Source organism: Longimycelium tulufanense, assembly GCF_014645795.1.
In the GTDB taxonomy this organism is placed as follows: Bacteria; Actinomycetota; Actinomycetes; order Mycobacteriales; family Pseudonocardiaceae; genus Longimycelium; species Longimycelium tulufanense.
In genome coordinates, this window is the sequence record NZ_BMMK01000030.1 from 57,291 (window position 1) to 72,512 (window position 15,222).

Here is a 15,222-nt window from a genome sequence, read left to right on the forward strand (position 1 = left end):
GCGGCGGTAGATCCAGGAAACAGGCCCGGCAGCCCTTCTACCAGCAGGAACCACTCGTCCGAGTAGATATCAGGCGGCTACCGCGACTCGTGCGACCGCCTCGGTGTACACCGGGTCCGGTCGTAGCGCGGCGGCGAGCCGGTGGTGCCGCAGCGCCTCCCCGACCCTGGCCTGCCGTTCCACCGCCTGGCCCAGCAGGTACCGCACGTAGTCGTCGGTCGGGTCCTGCTCGGCCAGCTCGCCGAGCAGGCGCTCGGCCCGACGGAGCTGTGCCGACACCAGGTAGGCACGGGCTTCCAGTACCCGCACGGCACGGTCTCGGTGTTCGGCCAGCAACGGGCGAAGCAACCGCAATGCGCCCAGCGGATCCCGGGCGTCCAGCAACGCCTCGGCGTACCGGAAGTCGGCCACTGCCCCGTCCTCGACCGTCGGGGTCGGCTGCTCGAGCAACTCGATCAATGCCTCGACGGGTGCGGCACCCCACAGCATCCGCCGGCCCACGACGAACGTCGGCGACGCCGGTACCCCCTTGGCCCTGCCCCGGGCCAGGGCCCGGTTGACCTCCTCGGCCCAGGCGTCGCCGGCCAACACCGCGCGGGCACCCCGCATTCGGGCCGAACCGGCGATGTCGATGAGCACGTCGTGGTCCCCGAGGTTCGCCCCGGCCAGGAAGTGCGCGCGGAGGAGCCGGTCCATCAGCTCACCCTGGAGCCCCGGACCGCCCTCCGCACGTGCGGCGGCCAGCAGGCGGTGCACGTCGAGGGTGTTCACCCGCCACCGTGGCGCCAGTGCGCCGAGCCCCTCCGCGACGGCGATGTCGGCCGGCCGCCGTCGGCGGGCCGGGCTCAGGCCGAACTCCTCGTCGTAGTCCCGCGCCTCCGGGGAGGCCAGGGCCTCCTCGAGCCGCCGCGGCTGGGCGGGCGCCGTCGGGTCGGTCTGGAACGGCAGCCAGACCACCTCGACCGGCTCCCCCAGCCACCGCGCGAGCGCCTGGTCGAGCCAGTGCTTGCCGATGAACGACCACGGGCAGGTGACGTCCGCCCACACCTCGATCCGCACGGTTCCTCCTTCCCTTTCTGCGCCCACTGTACGACATATGTCGCCTAGACGACAGATGTCTATTTGGCTAGCCTGGGCGGGTGAACCATCGGGTCGAGGACCCCCGGGTGCGCCGCACCCGCGGGCTGTTGCGGGCCGCCGTGCTGGAACTGGCCGCCGAACGTGATCTCGACTCCGTCTCGATCGCCGAGATCGCCGAGCGGGCGGGGATCAACCGAGCCACCGTCTACCTGCACTACCGGGACCGGGACGACCTGCTGCTCGACGCGGTGGAGGATGCGGTACGCGGCCTGGTGGCCGCCGCGGCGCGGTGTCCCGCCCTACCGGGCCAACCCGCCCCGGACGAGCCGCCCGAGCCCCTCACCGATCTCTTCGCGCACGTCGAGAGCAACGCGGTGCTCTACCGCAGGCTGTTCGGCCCCAGCGGCAGCGCCCGGTTCGCCGCCCGCATCCGCCAGGCGGTCGCGGCCGAGGTGCTCGCCCAGCTCGAGGATGCGGGGGCCCAGGGCCTGTCGGGTGTCCCCCGCGCCGTGCACGCGGACTACTTCGCCGGGGCACTCCTGGGCATCGTCGCCGGCTGGCTGGAAGCGCAGGAACCGTTGTCGCAACAGGAAATCGTCCACGCCACGTGGACTCTGCTGCGTCTGCGCTAGGGGCCCTGGCCCGCGCCAGCGGGCGTTACTCCTCGGGCCTGCGATCGGAGCGTTCCGGCAGCATCCCCTTCTCCGCTGCCTTCGACGGGCGCCCTCCCCGCTCGGTCTCCGAGCGGGACCACATTGAGAAGTGCGCCTCCTCCCGCAGCCGCTCGACCATGTGCGGGTAGTGCAGCTCGAACGCCGGCCGCTCGGAACGGATTCGGGGCAGGGACTCGAAGTTGTGCCTCGGTGGCGGGCAGGAGGTCGCCCACTCCAACGAGTTTCCGAAGCCCCATGGGTCGTCGACGTCCACCCGCTGCCCGTACCGGTAGCTCCGAAACACGTTGTACAGGAACGGAAGAGTGGCCGCACCCAGCACGAACGACCCGATCGTCGACACCGTGTTCAACAGGGTGAAGCCGTCGGTGTGCAGATAGTCCGCGTAACGCCGCGGCATGCCTTCCGAACCGAGCCAGTGCTGCACCAAGAACGTCAGGTGGAACCCGATGAACGTGGCCCAGAAGTGCAGCTTGCCCAACGGCTCGTCCAGCATCCGCCCAGTCATCTTCGGGAACCAGAAGTAGATTCCGCCGAAGGTGGCGAACACGATCGTGCCGAACAGGACGTAGTGGAAGTGCGCCACCACGAAGTAGGTGTCAGTGGTGTGGAAGTCCAGCGGGGGCGCGGCGAGGATGATCCCGGACAACCCTCCGAGCAGGAAGGTGAGCAGGAAGCCGATGGCCCACAGCATCGGTGTCTCGAAGGTGAGTTGCCCCTTCCACATCGTCAGCGACCAGTTGAAGAACTTGACGCCCGTGGGAACCGCGATCGCGAAGGTGGCGAAGGCGAAGAACGGCAACAGCACCGCGCCCGTGGCGTACATGTGGTGCGCCCACACCACCATCGAGAGTGCGCCGATCGCCAGCGTGGCGAAGACCAGTGCCTTGTAACCGAAGATGGGCTTGCGGCTGAACACCGGGATGATCTCGGTGATGATGCCGAAGAACGGGAGCGCGACGATGTAGACCTCGGGGTGGCCGAAGAACCAGAACAGGTGCTGCCACATGATCGCGCCGCCGTTGGCCGGGTCGAACGCGTGCGCGCCCAGCACCCGATCGGCGAGCAGCCCGAACAGCGCGGCGGTGAGGATCGGGAACGCCAGCAACACCAGCACACTGGTGATGAGGATGTTCCAGGTGAACAGCGGCAACCGGAACATCGTCATCCCAGGCGCGCGCAGGCACACGATGGTCGTGAGCATGTTGACCGCGCCCAGGATGGTGCCCAGACCACTGACGATCAGGCCGACGATCCACAGGTTCGCGCCGACCCCGGGGGAGTGCGCGGCGCCGTTGAGCGGCGCGTAGGCGAACCAGCCGAAGTCCGCGGCGCCGCCGGGGGTGAGGAATCCGGCCAACACCGTCGTGCCACCGAACAGGAACAGCCAGTAGGAGAAGGCGTTCAGTCTCGGGAACGCCACGTCCGGCGAGCCGATCTGCAACGGCAGGATGTAGTTGGCGAAGCCGAACACGATCGGTGTCGCGTAGAGCAACAGCATGATCGTGCCGTGCATCGTGAACAGCTGGTTGTACTGCTCGTTGGAGAGGAACTGCAGCCCCGGCCGGGCCAGCTCGCCCCGGATCAGCATCGCCATCGCGCCGCCGATCATGAAGAAGGCGAACGACGTGACGATGTAGAGAATGCCGATCTGCTTGGGGTCGGTGGTGTGCAGCAGGCGGAGCAGCACCGACCCCTTCGGGGCGCGCCGGTGTTCACCGGGGTGGACGACGACGGGTACGGGCGACACCGTGGTCATCGCGGCTCCAAGATCGGCGACGCAGACGCTGGGTGCCATCCTCTCCCTCCGCCGCGGCCCGGGCAAACCCACCATCGGGTGTACGACAACGCCCGGCCGGCCGCCCCCCGGTCACCCGCTGCCGCGATCCGCCCGCACCGGTCCCGTCGGAAAACCGGTTGGCCACCCGCACCGCTTGCCGAACATTCATGGCCTCACATCGGCACCCGGGAGGGTGCCCATGCCCGCGACAAACGAGGCGGACCAGCTGGATGTGCTGCTCCGGCTGCTCCGCGTCCAGACCACTCTGGCACGGCGGTTCGACGCCGAGCTGGGAACCCGTGCACGGCCTTGCCCTGACCGACTACCTCATCCTGCGGAAGCTGAGCCAGTCCCCCCCGGATCCGGCGGTCCGACCTCGCCCACGAGCTGGGGATGACGCCCTCCGGGGTCACCAGGGCGCTGGTCCCGCTGGAGCGGGTCGGCCTGGTGTCGCGGGAGCCGGACCCGAGGGACGCGCGGGTGGAGCCGACGGTGTTCACGCCGGCCGGGGAACGGCGGCTCGCCGAGGCCACCAGGAGGTGAGAACGTGTTGTCGTCACCGACGTGCCCGACGCGGAGCAGGTCGAGCGGCTCGCCGCGCGGACCCTGGACGAGCTCGGCCCGGTCGACCTGCTCGCCAACAACACCGGCGTCACCGCCGTGGGACCGAGCTGGTGGATCGATGCCGAGGACTGGGGACGGACCTGGTCGGTGAACGTCGCCGGCGTCGTGAACGGCATCCGCGCCTTCGCGCCGCACTCGTCGCGGCCGGGCAGGGGCACGTCCTCAACACCGCATCCTCGTCGACCTCACGGTCGGTGCCTTCAGCGCGCCTATGCGGTCAGCAAGCACGCGGTGGTCGCGATGTCGGAGCCGCTACACGAGGAACTGGCCGCGATGGCCCCTCGGGTGAAGGTCACGGTTGCCTGTCCCGGGCCGGTCCGCACCCGGCTGATCGACCCGAGGACGGCGTGGCAGGATGGTGACCCGGTGCGGACCGGCTGTACTGCATCACGCACCCGGACATGCTGCGGTTCGCCCGCGCCCGGCTGGACGCGATCCTCGCCGACGGGGCCGCCGTGGGCTGGCGGGTGGCGTCAGGTCGGCAGCTCCTCCTCGTCCGGCTGGACGACCCGGTTGGCGTCGTCGGCCAGCTCGGCGGGGTCGAACTCGTCCCGGTCCACCTCGCCCACCACCCGGTTACCGTCGTCGGCCATCTCCTCGGGGTCGTCCACCGGCTCGGGTTGCTGGAAGCGCGGGTCGATCGGCTGGGGGTCTAGCACGTTGACCACCTCGCACGAGTTGGGACCAGGCACGGTGAGCGGCCGCGGGGCAGCGCCCACCGCACCCATGGTGCCCCCTTTTCAGGACACCGTGCAGGTGGTTCCGGGCGGCGGAAGGATTCCGTCGGCCAGGTACCGCTCCACCGCGTTGTCCACGCAGGACGAGGTCCAGCCGTATACGCCGTGCTCGTCGGCGTCGAGCACCACGAGCGAGCTGCCCGGCAGCTGCTCGGTGACGGCGCGGGCGCCGACCAGTGGCGTGGCCACGTCGCCGTGGGAACCGAGCACGAGGGCGGGGGCCAGGCCGGGGGCGTGGAAAGCGCCCCTGGCCTCCCCACCCGCGGTCGGCCATCCCACGCAGGAACGGAACTGGCTCCATACGACGTACTCGCCGAAGCGGGGTGCCCGTTCCGACACCCGCCGCGCCAGCGCGTCGATCCGCTCCCGGTCCAGGTACGGCGGTGGCCGGTCGGCACACACGACGGCCGAGTGCAGGCCTTCCGGGTGGTACTCGGGATCCGGGGTGGGCTGCACCGCCGGCGAGGGCGGTGGTGGCGCGGAGGTGGCCGAGTCGGGCTCGGCGCGGTTGACGAACGCCCCGGCGTCGCCCTCCAGCGCGAGCTTGATCGATCCGGCTGCCGCTGGCCAGTTCCGCGAGGAGTACAGCAGCTGGTACAGCCGGCTCAACAACACCTCGTCATCGGCGACGGCGCCGGTCGAGCTCGGGATCGGCGCCTCCCGCGCCCGCTCGACGAGCCAGTCCCACAGCCCGCCGACGTCCCGGCCGTGCAGAGCACATTCGGTCGTGCGGGCACACCACGTCGTGAAGTCGGTGAAGACCTCGTCGAGCGTGCCGGCCTCCCGCTCCACCGCCACGTCCAACCCGACGCTGGGGTCCACCACTCCATCGAGCACCATGGCCCGGACCCGCTTCGGCTCCAGCTCGGCGTAACTTCCGGCGAGCAGGGTCCCGTAGGAGGAGCCGTAGATGCTCACCTGCTGCTCCCCCAACGCCTCCCGCACCTGCTGGAGATCGCGCGCCGCGGTGCGGCTGTCCAGATGCCGCAGCAGCTCGCCGGTGCGCGCCGCACAGCCTTCCGCGAACCGCGAGTTGGCCGCCCGGATCGTGTTGAACTCCGCGTCGTCGCGGGCAATGACATCGGTCTGTTCCAACCGCGGGCAATGCACCGCGCTGGAGGCGCCCACGCCGCGCGGATCGATTCCGATGATGTCGAAGTGCCTGCGCACGCCCGGGGTGAAGCGTTCCCGGTCCAGCGACACCATCTGGGTTCCCGACTCCCCGGGGCCGCCCGGAACCACGAGGAGAACACCGCGTCGCTGGCTGGGATCCTCGGCACGACGCCGGCTCAACGCGAGGCGAATATCGCCTTTCTCCCGATGCCCGTAATCGAGCGGCGCGGTGAGCTCACCGCACTCCACGCCGTCACCGCACGGTCGCCAGGCGATCGAGGGTGTCCGGGATAAGGACGCGGGTGGAGGATCGGGGTCACAGCCACTGAGAAGGAACAGGGCGACGACCAGTGCGCCGAGCCAGCGCAGCCTCGCGCGTCCAGCACCACCCATGGCGGTGACGTTACTTGCTCCTCTCCGTCAGCCCCCGGTCACGCGGGCGGAATCACTGCCGTCTTGCCGCTGTTGGGAACAACGTGGACTACGGAGTCATGTCGTTCGTGACCGACGAGAGCATCGCCCCCGGTGTGCTGGGCCGGGAGGTCGAGTCCCGCGGGTTCGAGTCGTTGTTCGTTCCCGAACACACGCACATTCCCCTGGCCAGGACCACAGGCCCCGGCGGCACGCCGTTGTCCCGCGAGTACTTCCGCACGGTCGACCCGTTCGTGACACTCGCCGCGGCGGCCGCCACGACCAGCCGGCTACGCCTGGCCACCGGGATCGCGCTCGTGCCGCAGCGGGACCCCATCACCCTCGCGAAACAGGTGGCCAGCCTCGACCACGTGTCGGGCGGCCGGTTCGAGCTGGGGATCGGGGCCGGCTGGAACGAGCCCGAGATCGCCAACCACGGCACCGACCCGCGCCGGCGCTTCGCGGTGATGCGCGAGCGGGTGCTGGCGATGAAACAGATCTGGGGTAACGAGGTGGCCGAGTTCCACGGCGAGCACGTGGACTTCGGCCCCATCTATTCCTGGCCCAAGCCGGTGCAGCGGCCGAATCCACCGATCTTGCTGGGCGGCTGGGCGAAGACGACCTTCTCCAGGCTGCTCGACTACGCGGACGGCTGGATGGCGCCGCCCAGTGACATCGCCCTGATCGCTGAAGGGATTCGGGAACTGCGTGCCCTCGCCGCGGAGCAAAACCGGCCGGAGCCCCCCGTGACGGTCACGTTGAACCGTGCGGACCGGGCCGAGGCCGAGCGGGCGATCGAGCTGGGTGTGCGGCGCGTGGTGTTCCTGCTGGACAGCAAGGGACATGACGAAACACTGCGCCGTTTGGATGAACTCACCCCTCTGATCGCCTGACTCCGCGGCCCAACCGCGGCTACCGGGTCGGTTGTTCGTCGCGCCGAAGGTGATGGCGTCAGGGCGTTGTTCAACGCTCGAGGAGACGGGCGACAACCCGGAGGTCGTCGACGAGCCCCTGATATGCCGCCTCCCGGTCGTCGGCCCGCAGGACGGCAGACGGATGCACGGTGGCCACGGCCATCCCGTACCGTTCGCCGTCCAGTTCGGGCATGTCGACCGGCACGCCACGGTGCTCACCCACCCGGAACTTTGGCCCGAACACCGCCTTCCCCGCGGTGGCGCCCAACAGAACCACGACCTCGGGCCGGATCAGCCGCAACTCGGCGAGCAACCAAGGTTTGCAGGCGCTCACCTCGGCGGCGCTGGGTTGCTTGTGCAGCCGACGCTTCCCACGCTCGGGCGGGACGAACTTGAAGTGCTTGACGGCGTTCGTGACGTAGGTGCGTGTGCGGTCGACGCCGGCCTCGGCGAGCGCGCGGTCGAGGAGGCGGCCGGCAGGCCCAACGAAGGGCTCACCGGCGATGTCCTCGCGGTCGCCGGGTTGCTCGCCGATGAGGAACACACGCGCGTTGCGGTCACCCGCCCCGAAGACTGTCTGCGTGGCGTTGCGGTAGAGGTCGCAGCCCCGGCAGCTGGCGGCCGCAGCGCGCAGCTCGCCCAGGCCCGCGGTGGCGGGGACGTACTCGGCGGCGCTGGCTCCTCGGACCACCCGATCCGGATACCCGGAGCGGGGCCGGAACAAGCACCTCGACACGACCGGCCACGCTGATCTGGTGCGCCGCGAGTACCTCGCCGTCGCTTCGGTTCGGGTTCGAGGCGCGTGGCGAGGGGCGGCGCCGAGATGCCCCGCGGGGACCGGGACACCCGGCATGCCGGGTCTGTCGAACCGGCGGAAGTCTGCTCAGCCCCGGACGGGGGACGACCTCACAGCCGCCAGCCGTGCCGGGTCGTCTCCCACTGGGACACGTCCTCCTGCGTCGGCCAAGCCGGCTCCTCCGCCGCGGGCTCGCCGACCGGGCGCAGGTCGGGGTAGGTCTTCCAGGCGGCACGCGGCTCGTGCGTCTCCTCCTCGAGCCGCTGCATGATCCACTCGGTGGCCAGCGCCAGCGGGGAGCTGTTCGCCTCGGCGGCCAGCTGCCGCAGCCGCTCGTTGGCCTTCAGGGAGAGCCGGAGCTGGTACACCTGCGCGTTACCGAAGCGACGCCCGGTGTCGGTCGTCTCCACATCGGCCTCGGGCGCCAGCGCGGCCAGGTAGGAGTCCAGCTCGCGATCCGGCTCCGCGCCCTCGACCTGCGCGGATCCCGTCCGCTGGTGGCGTGGGCCGGAGGGCTTGCCCGCTCTGCCGATCTTGCTCAGTCCTAGAGGCACGGCGGCAACGATAACGGTTCGGTTGCGAAGCGCCAGCCGGGTGTGTCGTGCGCCACTCGGGCCGCTCCGGTGCCGCTCCAGGGCGGAATGCGGGACCGTGGGCGCGAGTTGCGAGGTCAGCACCGTGATCGCGATGGGCGTCGCGGACGAACCGCGGTGCTCGGTTGTGGTCGCTGGCTGAGGGGTACCGGTGCAGGGATCTGGCGCCCGCGTACTCGCAATGTGGGGCTGCGCCGACAGGGACCATGTCGTGACCCCGCCAACATGACCGTGGAGCACGGCTACCTCGGTGACTGCATGCTCAACCGGTTGTGCGGGGCCAGGCCGGGCGGCGTGGCGACCAAGGCAAGGCGTGTCCTGCGTGGGTGGGAGGCGAGGAACCTCGGGAACCACAGTCGAGCCGCAGCGCAACGAGGTCGCGGGCCGCACCAGCGGGGTCCCCGGAGAGCAGCGGGAAAGTCCTGGCTGGGCGGGTGTGGCCGGTTCGATCGCTGGCCCACTCGGCGACGTCGGCACACGACCGCTCACCCGTTCGCAGCCGGTGTCGCGCTGCCCTAATACTGCCCGGCACGGGTTCAGGCGTGGAGAGGCCCCCGCGCCAGGGGGAGGAACGCGGGGGCCGGAGGGGATCTCCACAGGCGCTGACCGGGGGTGTGTCAGCGTGGGGATTGTTGCACGCGCACGGGTGAGTTGGGAGTGAGATGGACCAAAAAAACGGTTGTGTTGTGTCCCAGCCGCGACGCGACTCCATTGTTCGGAGTCCTAACTGTTGCCCTCCCACGCCCGCGGACGTCCACAGTGGGCTGGGATCGACAGCGGGGATGGTCCGTGCGTGGTTGACAGCTACCGAGGCCCTTTGGGGTAGGTGAAAACGAGGAACCATGTCGGCCGAAGCGGGAGCTCGACTACCGTTCGTGTGCACGGCGTTGCGGTCGGTTGTGGAACTCGCCCTTCCCCCGCCACGTGGGTCGTGCGGCCCGCGAGGCTGGACGAGCGCCTTCCCGGTGAAAGACAGTCCACTGTGGATAGTTACCCCCAGTGATGCCGGCGCCGTGCACTTTGCCTGGCTCGACTTCCCCTGACCATGTCGGTCGTCCCGGTCGCTGTCATCCACGCTGCTCCGTTCGGGGCTGGTTTGGTTTCCAGTCGCGACGGGCATCCGGGCGGGACAGAAGTGGCCCGTCCGTCGGGCGTTCCGGCAAGCGTCCACAGCGGACATGGGCGGAACAGGGAGGCCGAGCATCTTGCTACGCAGAGTGTCTACTGAATCACTCTCCGGGGGGCTGCGGGGGTGCGGGTCCGTGGATAGCTTGTGCGCGAAGCCAAGTCGGGGAGGCGCCATGAACGGGTCGCTGGACGTGCGGAAGTTCTTGTGGCAGCAGGAAGACTCGGTTGTCCGGCAGGGGCCGGCGGTGCCGGCGCAGCGCAACGCCGAACCCACCCGAATCTCCACCGAACAGGTGCACCGGGCGCGCCTGGCGGTGGCTCGTGGGGCGTTGAACGCCGAGGACTGCCGGATGTTGCTGGAGATGCTCGGGTTGGTGCCAGACGCGGACGGCATCCCACCGGTACGCCGTTAGCTGGCGCCGGTAGGTGTCCTTCGCGAGGAAAAGCAACCAGACGACGCGACGGGAGTGATGTGGGGGCGTGCCGACCGGCGGGACCCGGTGGGCACGCCCCCACCTCACTCCGACGGTTGAGCGACCTCGGGCCGGCTCCCCGCCTGGCCCGACCCGCACCAGGCGCGCACCCCCCGTCGGTGCGCCTGCACGTTCAGGCCCGGTGAGAAAAATACCGACCGGTCTCCTTTTTCGGCAATGTCACAGGTAGCTACGTGTGGTGACGGCGGATCCGCACATTCAGCGGACGCGTTGCGTGGAACGCGTGCACGAATGGGTGAAAAGGGGTAACTTCACCCCCCGCTGGTGATCATTTACGTCGCTCGGTGCTCCGGTGGTCACCCCGGAGCGGGAATCGCCGAACGGCGTTGACGAGCCGGAGCCGCAATGCCGCAGCAGCACCGGGCCCATGCCACCCGCCGCGCCATCCTCACCGCCGCTGCCGAGGAGTTCGACCGCGCCGGGTACTCGGCTACCCCGCTGAGCGCCATCCTGCGACGCAGCGGTGTCACCAAAGGGGCCTTCTACTTCCACTTCCCGTCCAAGGAGGCATTGGCCACCGCGTTGATCGGGGCTCAGGAGGCGGTCTGGCCGGAGCTTCGCGAGCGGTGGGCCGGGCGGGGCTGTGACCCGCTGCAGACACTGATCGGGTTCGTCGGGGACGTGGTCGAGCGGATCGCCACCGACGCCGTGGTGCGGGCCGGGGTGCGGCTCTCCTGCGAGGGCGGGGCGATCGACGCTGGCCTGCCCTCCCCGTATCCGCTGTGGGAGCGGGCACTGCACGAGATGCTCGACGGGGCGGCCGGCGCCGGCCTGTTACGGGAGGGAGTGCAGCCGGCGAGCGCTGCCCGCGTCCTGAACGCGGCCTTGGTTGGTGCCCGCGTCGTTTCGTGCGCGCTCAACCGCTGTGCCGACGTGGTGGAGCGGACCCGGGAGCTGTGGCCCGTCCTGCTCCAGGGGGTCGCGGCGGAGGAGTGGCTGCACGACTGGGAGGACGCCGCAGTGCGTTGAGCGGGCCGTCGGTTTCGGACTCGGTGCGGCTGAGTTCCTTGTTCCTCGTTGGTGGGAGCCTCGGGGTGCCTGGGGCGGCACGGACGGAATTGTTCATGGCCCCGGTTCCGCTGTCGTGCTGCTGCACGTGTCACTTGGTTTCGGACGGGGTGGGGCGTCATCGGTGGAGCGACCATCCGCCGTCGTGTTCCAGCGTCTTCCCCGTCATCCGGCGCCGGCATCGCTGAGCAGCCAGCAGATCAGGTCCGCGATGTCGTCCGGGACCGCCCCAGCGGCCGAACGGCATCCGCGCCCCCCAGCGGTGCGTTGCATCTTGGGTGTAGCCGGTGTCGACGGGGCCCGGGTCGACGCAGTTGACCGTCACGGCGTGGGGCCAGCTCGGCCCCGAGGCTCATCGTGAGCTGCTGCAGCGCACCCTTGCTGGCCACGTAGGGCAGCTCGGTCGGCAAGGGGGGAGCGGTGTTGGCCGGAGGTGAACCTGACGACCCGGCCGCCGGGTCGTGCGTGGTCGCGGATCTCGGCATAGCGCTGGACCAAGAGCAACGTCCCGCGCACGTTGGTCGCCCAGGACACGTCCGGTTCGTCGGCCATGCGGGCCGCGAGGTGCTTGACTGCCGCTGCGGGCGTGTGCCGCGACCAGGATGTCGATCGCCCCGAACTCGGCAACGGCTTGATCCACCGCCGCCGGTTCTTCCGGGTCGGCGAGATCGCCCTCGCGGTGCTGGACCCGGCCGGCACCCGCGGGTAGCTCGCGGCAAAGGTGACCGACGACACTCCCGAGGTTGAGGGAATCGACACCCCATGGCTGGGTGGCGTCGCGGGCGGGCCAGGAATACGCGAGAACATCGGCGCCCGGGGTGGCTAACCTGCGGATAGGGGTGTAGGCGATGCCGCACCGGTCACCGGGGCGATCCGGCCGGACAGCGGCGGCGGGCTCGTGATCGGAAGGCTCCACGATCGGCGGCCCGACCGGCAACAGCCGTTCTACCTGCGGTGATCATGTCCGTGACCGGCGTCGCAGGCCCTCGTTTTGGTGTCTGGCGGGATCGTGTTCTAAGCTTTCGGTGCTTCCAACGGGACCCGTTGGAGGGTGCCCGGTCCGGCGGGACGCCGCACGGACCACGCCCCCATCGTCTAGCGGCCTAGGACTCCGCCCTTTCAAGGCGGCAGCGCGGGTTCGAATCCCGTTGGGGGCACGGCAAGACAAGTGAATTGCCACGAGGCCCCGTGGCGCAGTTGGTTAGCGCGCCGCCCTGTCACGGCGGAGGTCGCGGGTTCAAGTCCCGTCGGGGTCGCCACAGCGATCGGCCATGAGGCCGGACGCATCCGGCCAGGTAGCTCAGTTGGTACGAGCGTCCGCCTGAAAAGCGGAAGGTCGGCGGTTCGACCCCGCCCCTGGCCACCTTCAGCCCGCTGGCCTTTCCCAGGTCGGCGGGTTTTTTCGTGATCTTGGTCTGCGTGGCCGCTGATCCGCTGCTGCCCGTTGTTGACCATGGCTGACCGCTGCTACTCGCACGCGGGTTGCACGGCTCGGACTCGACTCGGGTTGTCTCCCCTACCAAAGTGGGGCCGCTCGCGCCATCCCGTCGACCTGGCAACGCCCGACCACGTCGTGTCAAGGGGGCGCCTGCGCTGGGTCCGCAGCCTACCGGCCGGACTGCCCCCTTGACGCGGCGTGGTAGCCCTTGGGGAGGTCGACGGGATGGCGCGCCAGGGCGGCCACCGCGAACCGCAGCGTTGCGCCGTTCGGGCTATCCCGGAGACCTGCCCGCCCGGCGAGGGCATCTTCTCTTCCTGTTCTGCGGCCCGACCGGCGGGGCGCCGATCGTCCTGTCCCGCCCGTGCGCCCGCCGGCCCACTCCGTCGCCCCGGCGCGGGACCGGCCGTCAGGCCGCATGCCCGCTTGCCGGGGCGACACGGACACCGGGGCCGAGCGGGCTTGCGCGGGCGGGTCCCAGCCTGCCGGCCGAGCGGCCCGCCGCAGGCGGGCCGCCTTGACCAGGTAGAGAAAGTTCTCACGACGTACGCCAGGTGACGGGACACACTCCTAGTGCTAGGTTCGTACTAGGGAGATAGGTCGTACAATAGGTGCGGGTTGTCTAAGAAGGAGTGTGGCTGATGTTCGGGCTAGTCGTGCGCTTTGAGTTGCGAGATGAGGACTCTGCCCGCATGTTTGACGAGTTGGTGTCTGAGATTGCCCCGAAGATTCGGGAACAGGAGCCTGGGACTCTTCTGTACGTGGTGCATACGGTCGCTGACTCACCCTTGTCGCGGGTGTTTTACGAGCTGTACGCGGATCAGTCTGCGTTTGAAGATCACGAGTCACAGTTGCATGTTAAGAGGTTTCTGCGCGAGCGTGAGCAATGCCTCAGCGACGTGCGTGTTGAGTTTGTGACTCCTACTGGGGGCAAGGGGTTGAACACGAGTGCTTAATGATTCGCGTGCGATGGGGCGCCGGATAGCTGCCGAGCGGAAAAAGCGTGGCCTTTCTCAAAAGGAGTTTGGCAGCTTGGTTGACCGCTCGGAAACCTGGGTGAGTCAGGTAGAGCGCGGTGTCCGCAAGATTGACCGTATGTCGGTACTTGAGCGAGTTGCAGAGGTACTCGACGTGCCACTTGCTGAGCTTGCTCCTGATGTACCGGTTGCGGCAGTTTCGCCTGAGAAGCCCGAAGTCGTGAGCGATCTAGCTCTTGCTCTGACGTCTTCTGACGCGCTTTGTGCTGTTCTCCAAAGGTCACAGGACGTCGACGTCGAAAAAATGGTCGACTCGGCGATTTTGGCGTGGGATTACACGCACAGTTCATCGTATGATCAGCTTGGCGAGCTGCTGTTGGAAGTGCTGCCAGACATGGAGAGGGCGGCGCGTTCGACAGCAGGCAAGGACCAGAAACGCCTTTTCGCATCGCTCGCAAAATCTTACCACGCTGCCGCAGCTGTTCTCTCGAAGGTGGGCGAAACTTCTGCTGCGTGGGTTGCCGCCGATAGGGCGATAAGTGCTGCAGAACGGGCTAATGATCCGTTGCTCATGGCAGAGGGCGCATTTCGGCTTACGCTCGTATTCCAAGGTGCTCGGTGGTTCGAGTTGGCACGCAGAACTGCGTCCACTGCGGCTGAGGCGTTGAGTTCGGTGCAAAGTAAGGACAATCCAGCTGCACTTTCGTTGTGGGGTGCACTGAACCTGCAATTGGCCGTAGTAGCGGCTCGCATAGACGAAGGGGACGAGGCGTACGAACGTCTTCAGGACGCACAGGATGCTGCTGCCACGCTGGGCAAGGATCGCAATGACTATGATACTGAGTTTGGGCCGACAAATGTTAAGCTCCACGAGGTGGCCGTAGCGGTCGAGCTAGGCGACGCTGGGCGGGCGATACGGGTTGGAGAGTCGCTTGACGCTTCGAGTCTGTCTGCCGAACGACAAGCGCGGCTCCTAATTGATCTTGCGCGGGCGCATACTCAGCGCCGGAACCTCGACGGAGCGGTCTCGTGTCTTCGGCGGGCGGACCAGATCGCGCCGCAGCAGGTTCGCTCCCACGCGCTCGTGCGAGCGGTCCTCGCAGACCTCACTCAGTCGGGCTTCTCCGACAGTCCTGATCTTCGTCAGCTCGTCGCTGACCTGGGACTTCCCATCTAAGCCGGACATTTGCTAAAGCACCCGCACTTAAAGTGTTGACCCGCACTTTGAGTGCGGGTACTCTCGTTCTTGTCAACAAAACGGCCCGGTGGGGCGGCTACCCCGACCGGGCCGAGAGGTGGACTTAGCGGGCGGCTACCCGCGGGGTCCCAGCGCCGAACTTGCGGTTCCGTGCGCTTGGTTGAGCGTAGCTGGCGCTGGGTCTTGTCGGCCAGTCCGCCCGTGGGTCCCTGACTTACGGGAGAAGATCACGTGACTGCGGTGTTTGCGGTTCCTGTGGA

14 protein-coding genes, 3 tRNA genes and 1 pseudogene are annotated in these 15,222 nt (G+C 68.7%); 12 read left to right on the top strand and 6 right to left on the bottom strand.

The annotated features are described in order from the left end of the window. Positions 1 to 69: 69 nt before the first annotated feature. Positions 70 to 1,059: a DsbA family oxidoreductase gene (locus IEY55_RS24460; RefSeq protein ID WP_189060894.1), complete on the bottom strand. Its 990-nt coding sequence runs from the start codon at positions 1,057 to 1,059 to the stop codon at positions 70 to 72. Positions 1,060 to 1,139: 80 nt separating this feature from the next. On the opposite strand from IEY55_RS24460, the gene IEY55_RS24465 reads away from it, so the two are divergent. Next, positions 1,140 to 1,712 (top strand): TetR/AcrR family transcriptional regulator, encoded by a 573-nt coding sequence (locus IEY55_RS24465; protein ID WP_189060895.1) that lies wholly within the window; start codon positions 1,140 to 1,142, stop codon positions 1,710 to 1,712. Positions 1,713 to 1,737: 25 nt separating this feature from the next. Here the strand turns inward: IEY55_RS24465 and ctaD are convergent, their stop codons facing one another. Then, complete coding sequence (gene ctaD, locus IEY55_RS24470) at positions 1,738 to 3,510, bottom strand: aa3-type cytochrome oxidase subunit I (protein WP_189060911.1); 1,773 nt, start codon at positions 3,508 to 3,510, stop codon at positions 1,738 to 1,740. Positions 3,511 to 3,891: 381 nt separating this feature from the next. Here ctaD and IEY55_RS24475 point away from each other — a divergent pair, with 381 nt between their 5' ends. Then, a complete protein-coding gene (locus tag IEY55_RS24475; protein WP_268239352.1) occupies positions 3,892 to 4,074 on the top strand; it encodes a MarR family transcriptional regulator in 183 nt (60 codons plus the stop codon). A gap of 15 nt (positions 4,075 to 4,089) precedes the next feature. After that, positions 4,090 to 4,497: pseudogene (locus tag IEY55_RS33090) on the top strand (SDR family oxidoreductase); the annotation flags it as partial. A 131-nt stretch (positions 4,498 to 4,628) separates the two neighbouring features. On the opposite strand, the gene IEY55_RS24485 reads toward IEY55_RS33090, so the two are convergent. Together IEY55_RS24485 and IEY55_RS24490 are read right to left on the bottom strand one after the other, a co-directional pair. After that, complete coding sequence (locus tag IEY55_RS24485) at positions 4,629 to 4,874, bottom strand: hypothetical protein (RefSeq protein WP_189060897.1); 246 nt, start codon at positions 4,872 to 4,874, stop codon at positions 4,629 to 4,631. A 21-nt stretch (positions 4,875 to 4,895) separates the two neighbouring features. Then, positions 4,896 to 6,398 (bottom strand): alpha/beta hydrolase, encoded by a 1,503-nt coding sequence (locus IEY55_RS24490; RefSeq protein ID WP_189060898.1) that lies wholly within the window; start codon positions 6,396 to 6,398, stop codon positions 4,896 to 4,898. A gap of 98 nt (positions 6,399 to 6,496) precedes the next feature. On the opposite strand from IEY55_RS24490, the gene IEY55_RS24495 reads away from it, so the two are divergent. Then, a complete protein-coding gene (locus IEY55_RS24495) occupies positions 6,497 to 7,309 on the top strand; it encodes an LLM class F420-dependent oxidoreductase (protein ID WP_229686711.1) in 813 nt (270 codons plus the stop codon). A 70-nt stretch (positions 7,310 to 7,379) separates the two neighbouring features. Here the strand turns inward: IEY55_RS24495 and IEY55_RS24500 are convergent, their stop codons facing one another. Both IEY55_RS24500 and IEY55_RS32210 read right to left on the bottom strand, forming a co-directional pair. Continuing rightward, a complete protein-coding gene (locus tag IEY55_RS24500; protein ID WP_229686719.1) occupies positions 7,380 to 8,021 on the bottom strand; it encodes a UdgX family uracil-DNA binding protein in 642 nt (213 codons plus the stop codon). A 215-nt stretch (positions 8,022 to 8,236) separates the two neighbouring features. Next, positions 8,237 to 8,680 (bottom strand): hypothetical protein, encoded by a 444-nt coding sequence (locus IEY55_RS32210; RefSeq protein WP_229686712.1) that lies wholly within the window; start codon positions 8,678 to 8,680, stop codon positions 8,237 to 8,239. A 1,340-nt stretch (positions 8,681 to 10,020) separates the two neighbouring features. Here IEY55_RS32210 and IEY55_RS24510 point away from each other — a divergent pair. The 8 genes from IEY55_RS24510 (at position 10,021) to IEY55_RS24545 (ending at position 14,941) form a co-directional block, all read left to right on the top strand. Next, entirely contained in the window at positions 10,021 to 10,260 is a 240-nt protein-coding gene (locus IEY55_RS24510; RefSeq protein WP_189060901.1) for a hypothetical protein, read from the top strand. A 426-nt stretch (positions 10,261 to 10,686) separates the two neighbouring features. Further along, positions 10,687 to 11,310, top strand: coding sequence for a ScbR family autoregulator-binding transcription factor (locus IEY55_RS24515; RefSeq protein WP_189060902.1), 624 nt, complete (start codon positions 10,687 to 10,689; stop codon positions 11,308 to 11,310). 607 nt (positions 11,311 to 11,917) lie between these two features. Then, entirely contained in the window at positions 11,918 to 12,058 is a 141-nt protein-coding gene (locus IEY55_RS24520; protein ID WP_189060903.1) for a hypothetical protein, read from the top strand. A 375-nt stretch (positions 12,059 to 12,433) separates the two neighbouring features. Then, positions 12,434 to 12,506 (top strand) — tRNA-Glu (locus IEY55_RS24525). A gap of 25 nt (positions 12,507 to 12,531) precedes the next feature. Further along, positions 12,532 to 12,608: transfer RNA gene (locus tag IEY55_RS24530), tRNA-Asp, on the top strand. A gap of 30 nt (positions 12,609 to 12,638) precedes the next feature. Beyond that, positions 12,639 to 12,712, top strand: a tRNA-Phe gene (locus IEY55_RS24535). Positions 12,713 to 13,428: 716 nt separating this feature from the next. Continuing rightward, a complete protein-coding gene (locus tag IEY55_RS24540) occupies positions 13,429 to 13,743 on the top strand; it encodes a putative quinol monooxygenase (protein WP_189060904.1) in 315 nt (104 codons plus the stop codon). 13 nt (positions 13,744 to 13,756) lie between these two features. Then, positions 13,757 to 14,941 carry a helix-turn-helix domain-containing protein gene (locus IEY55_RS24545; protein WP_229686721.1) on the top strand — a complete coding sequence of 395 codons (1,185 nt, stop codon included), beginning with the start codon at positions 13,757 to 13,759 and terminating at the stop codon, positions 14,939 to 14,941. Positions 14,942 to 15,222 lie beyond the last annotated feature (281 nt).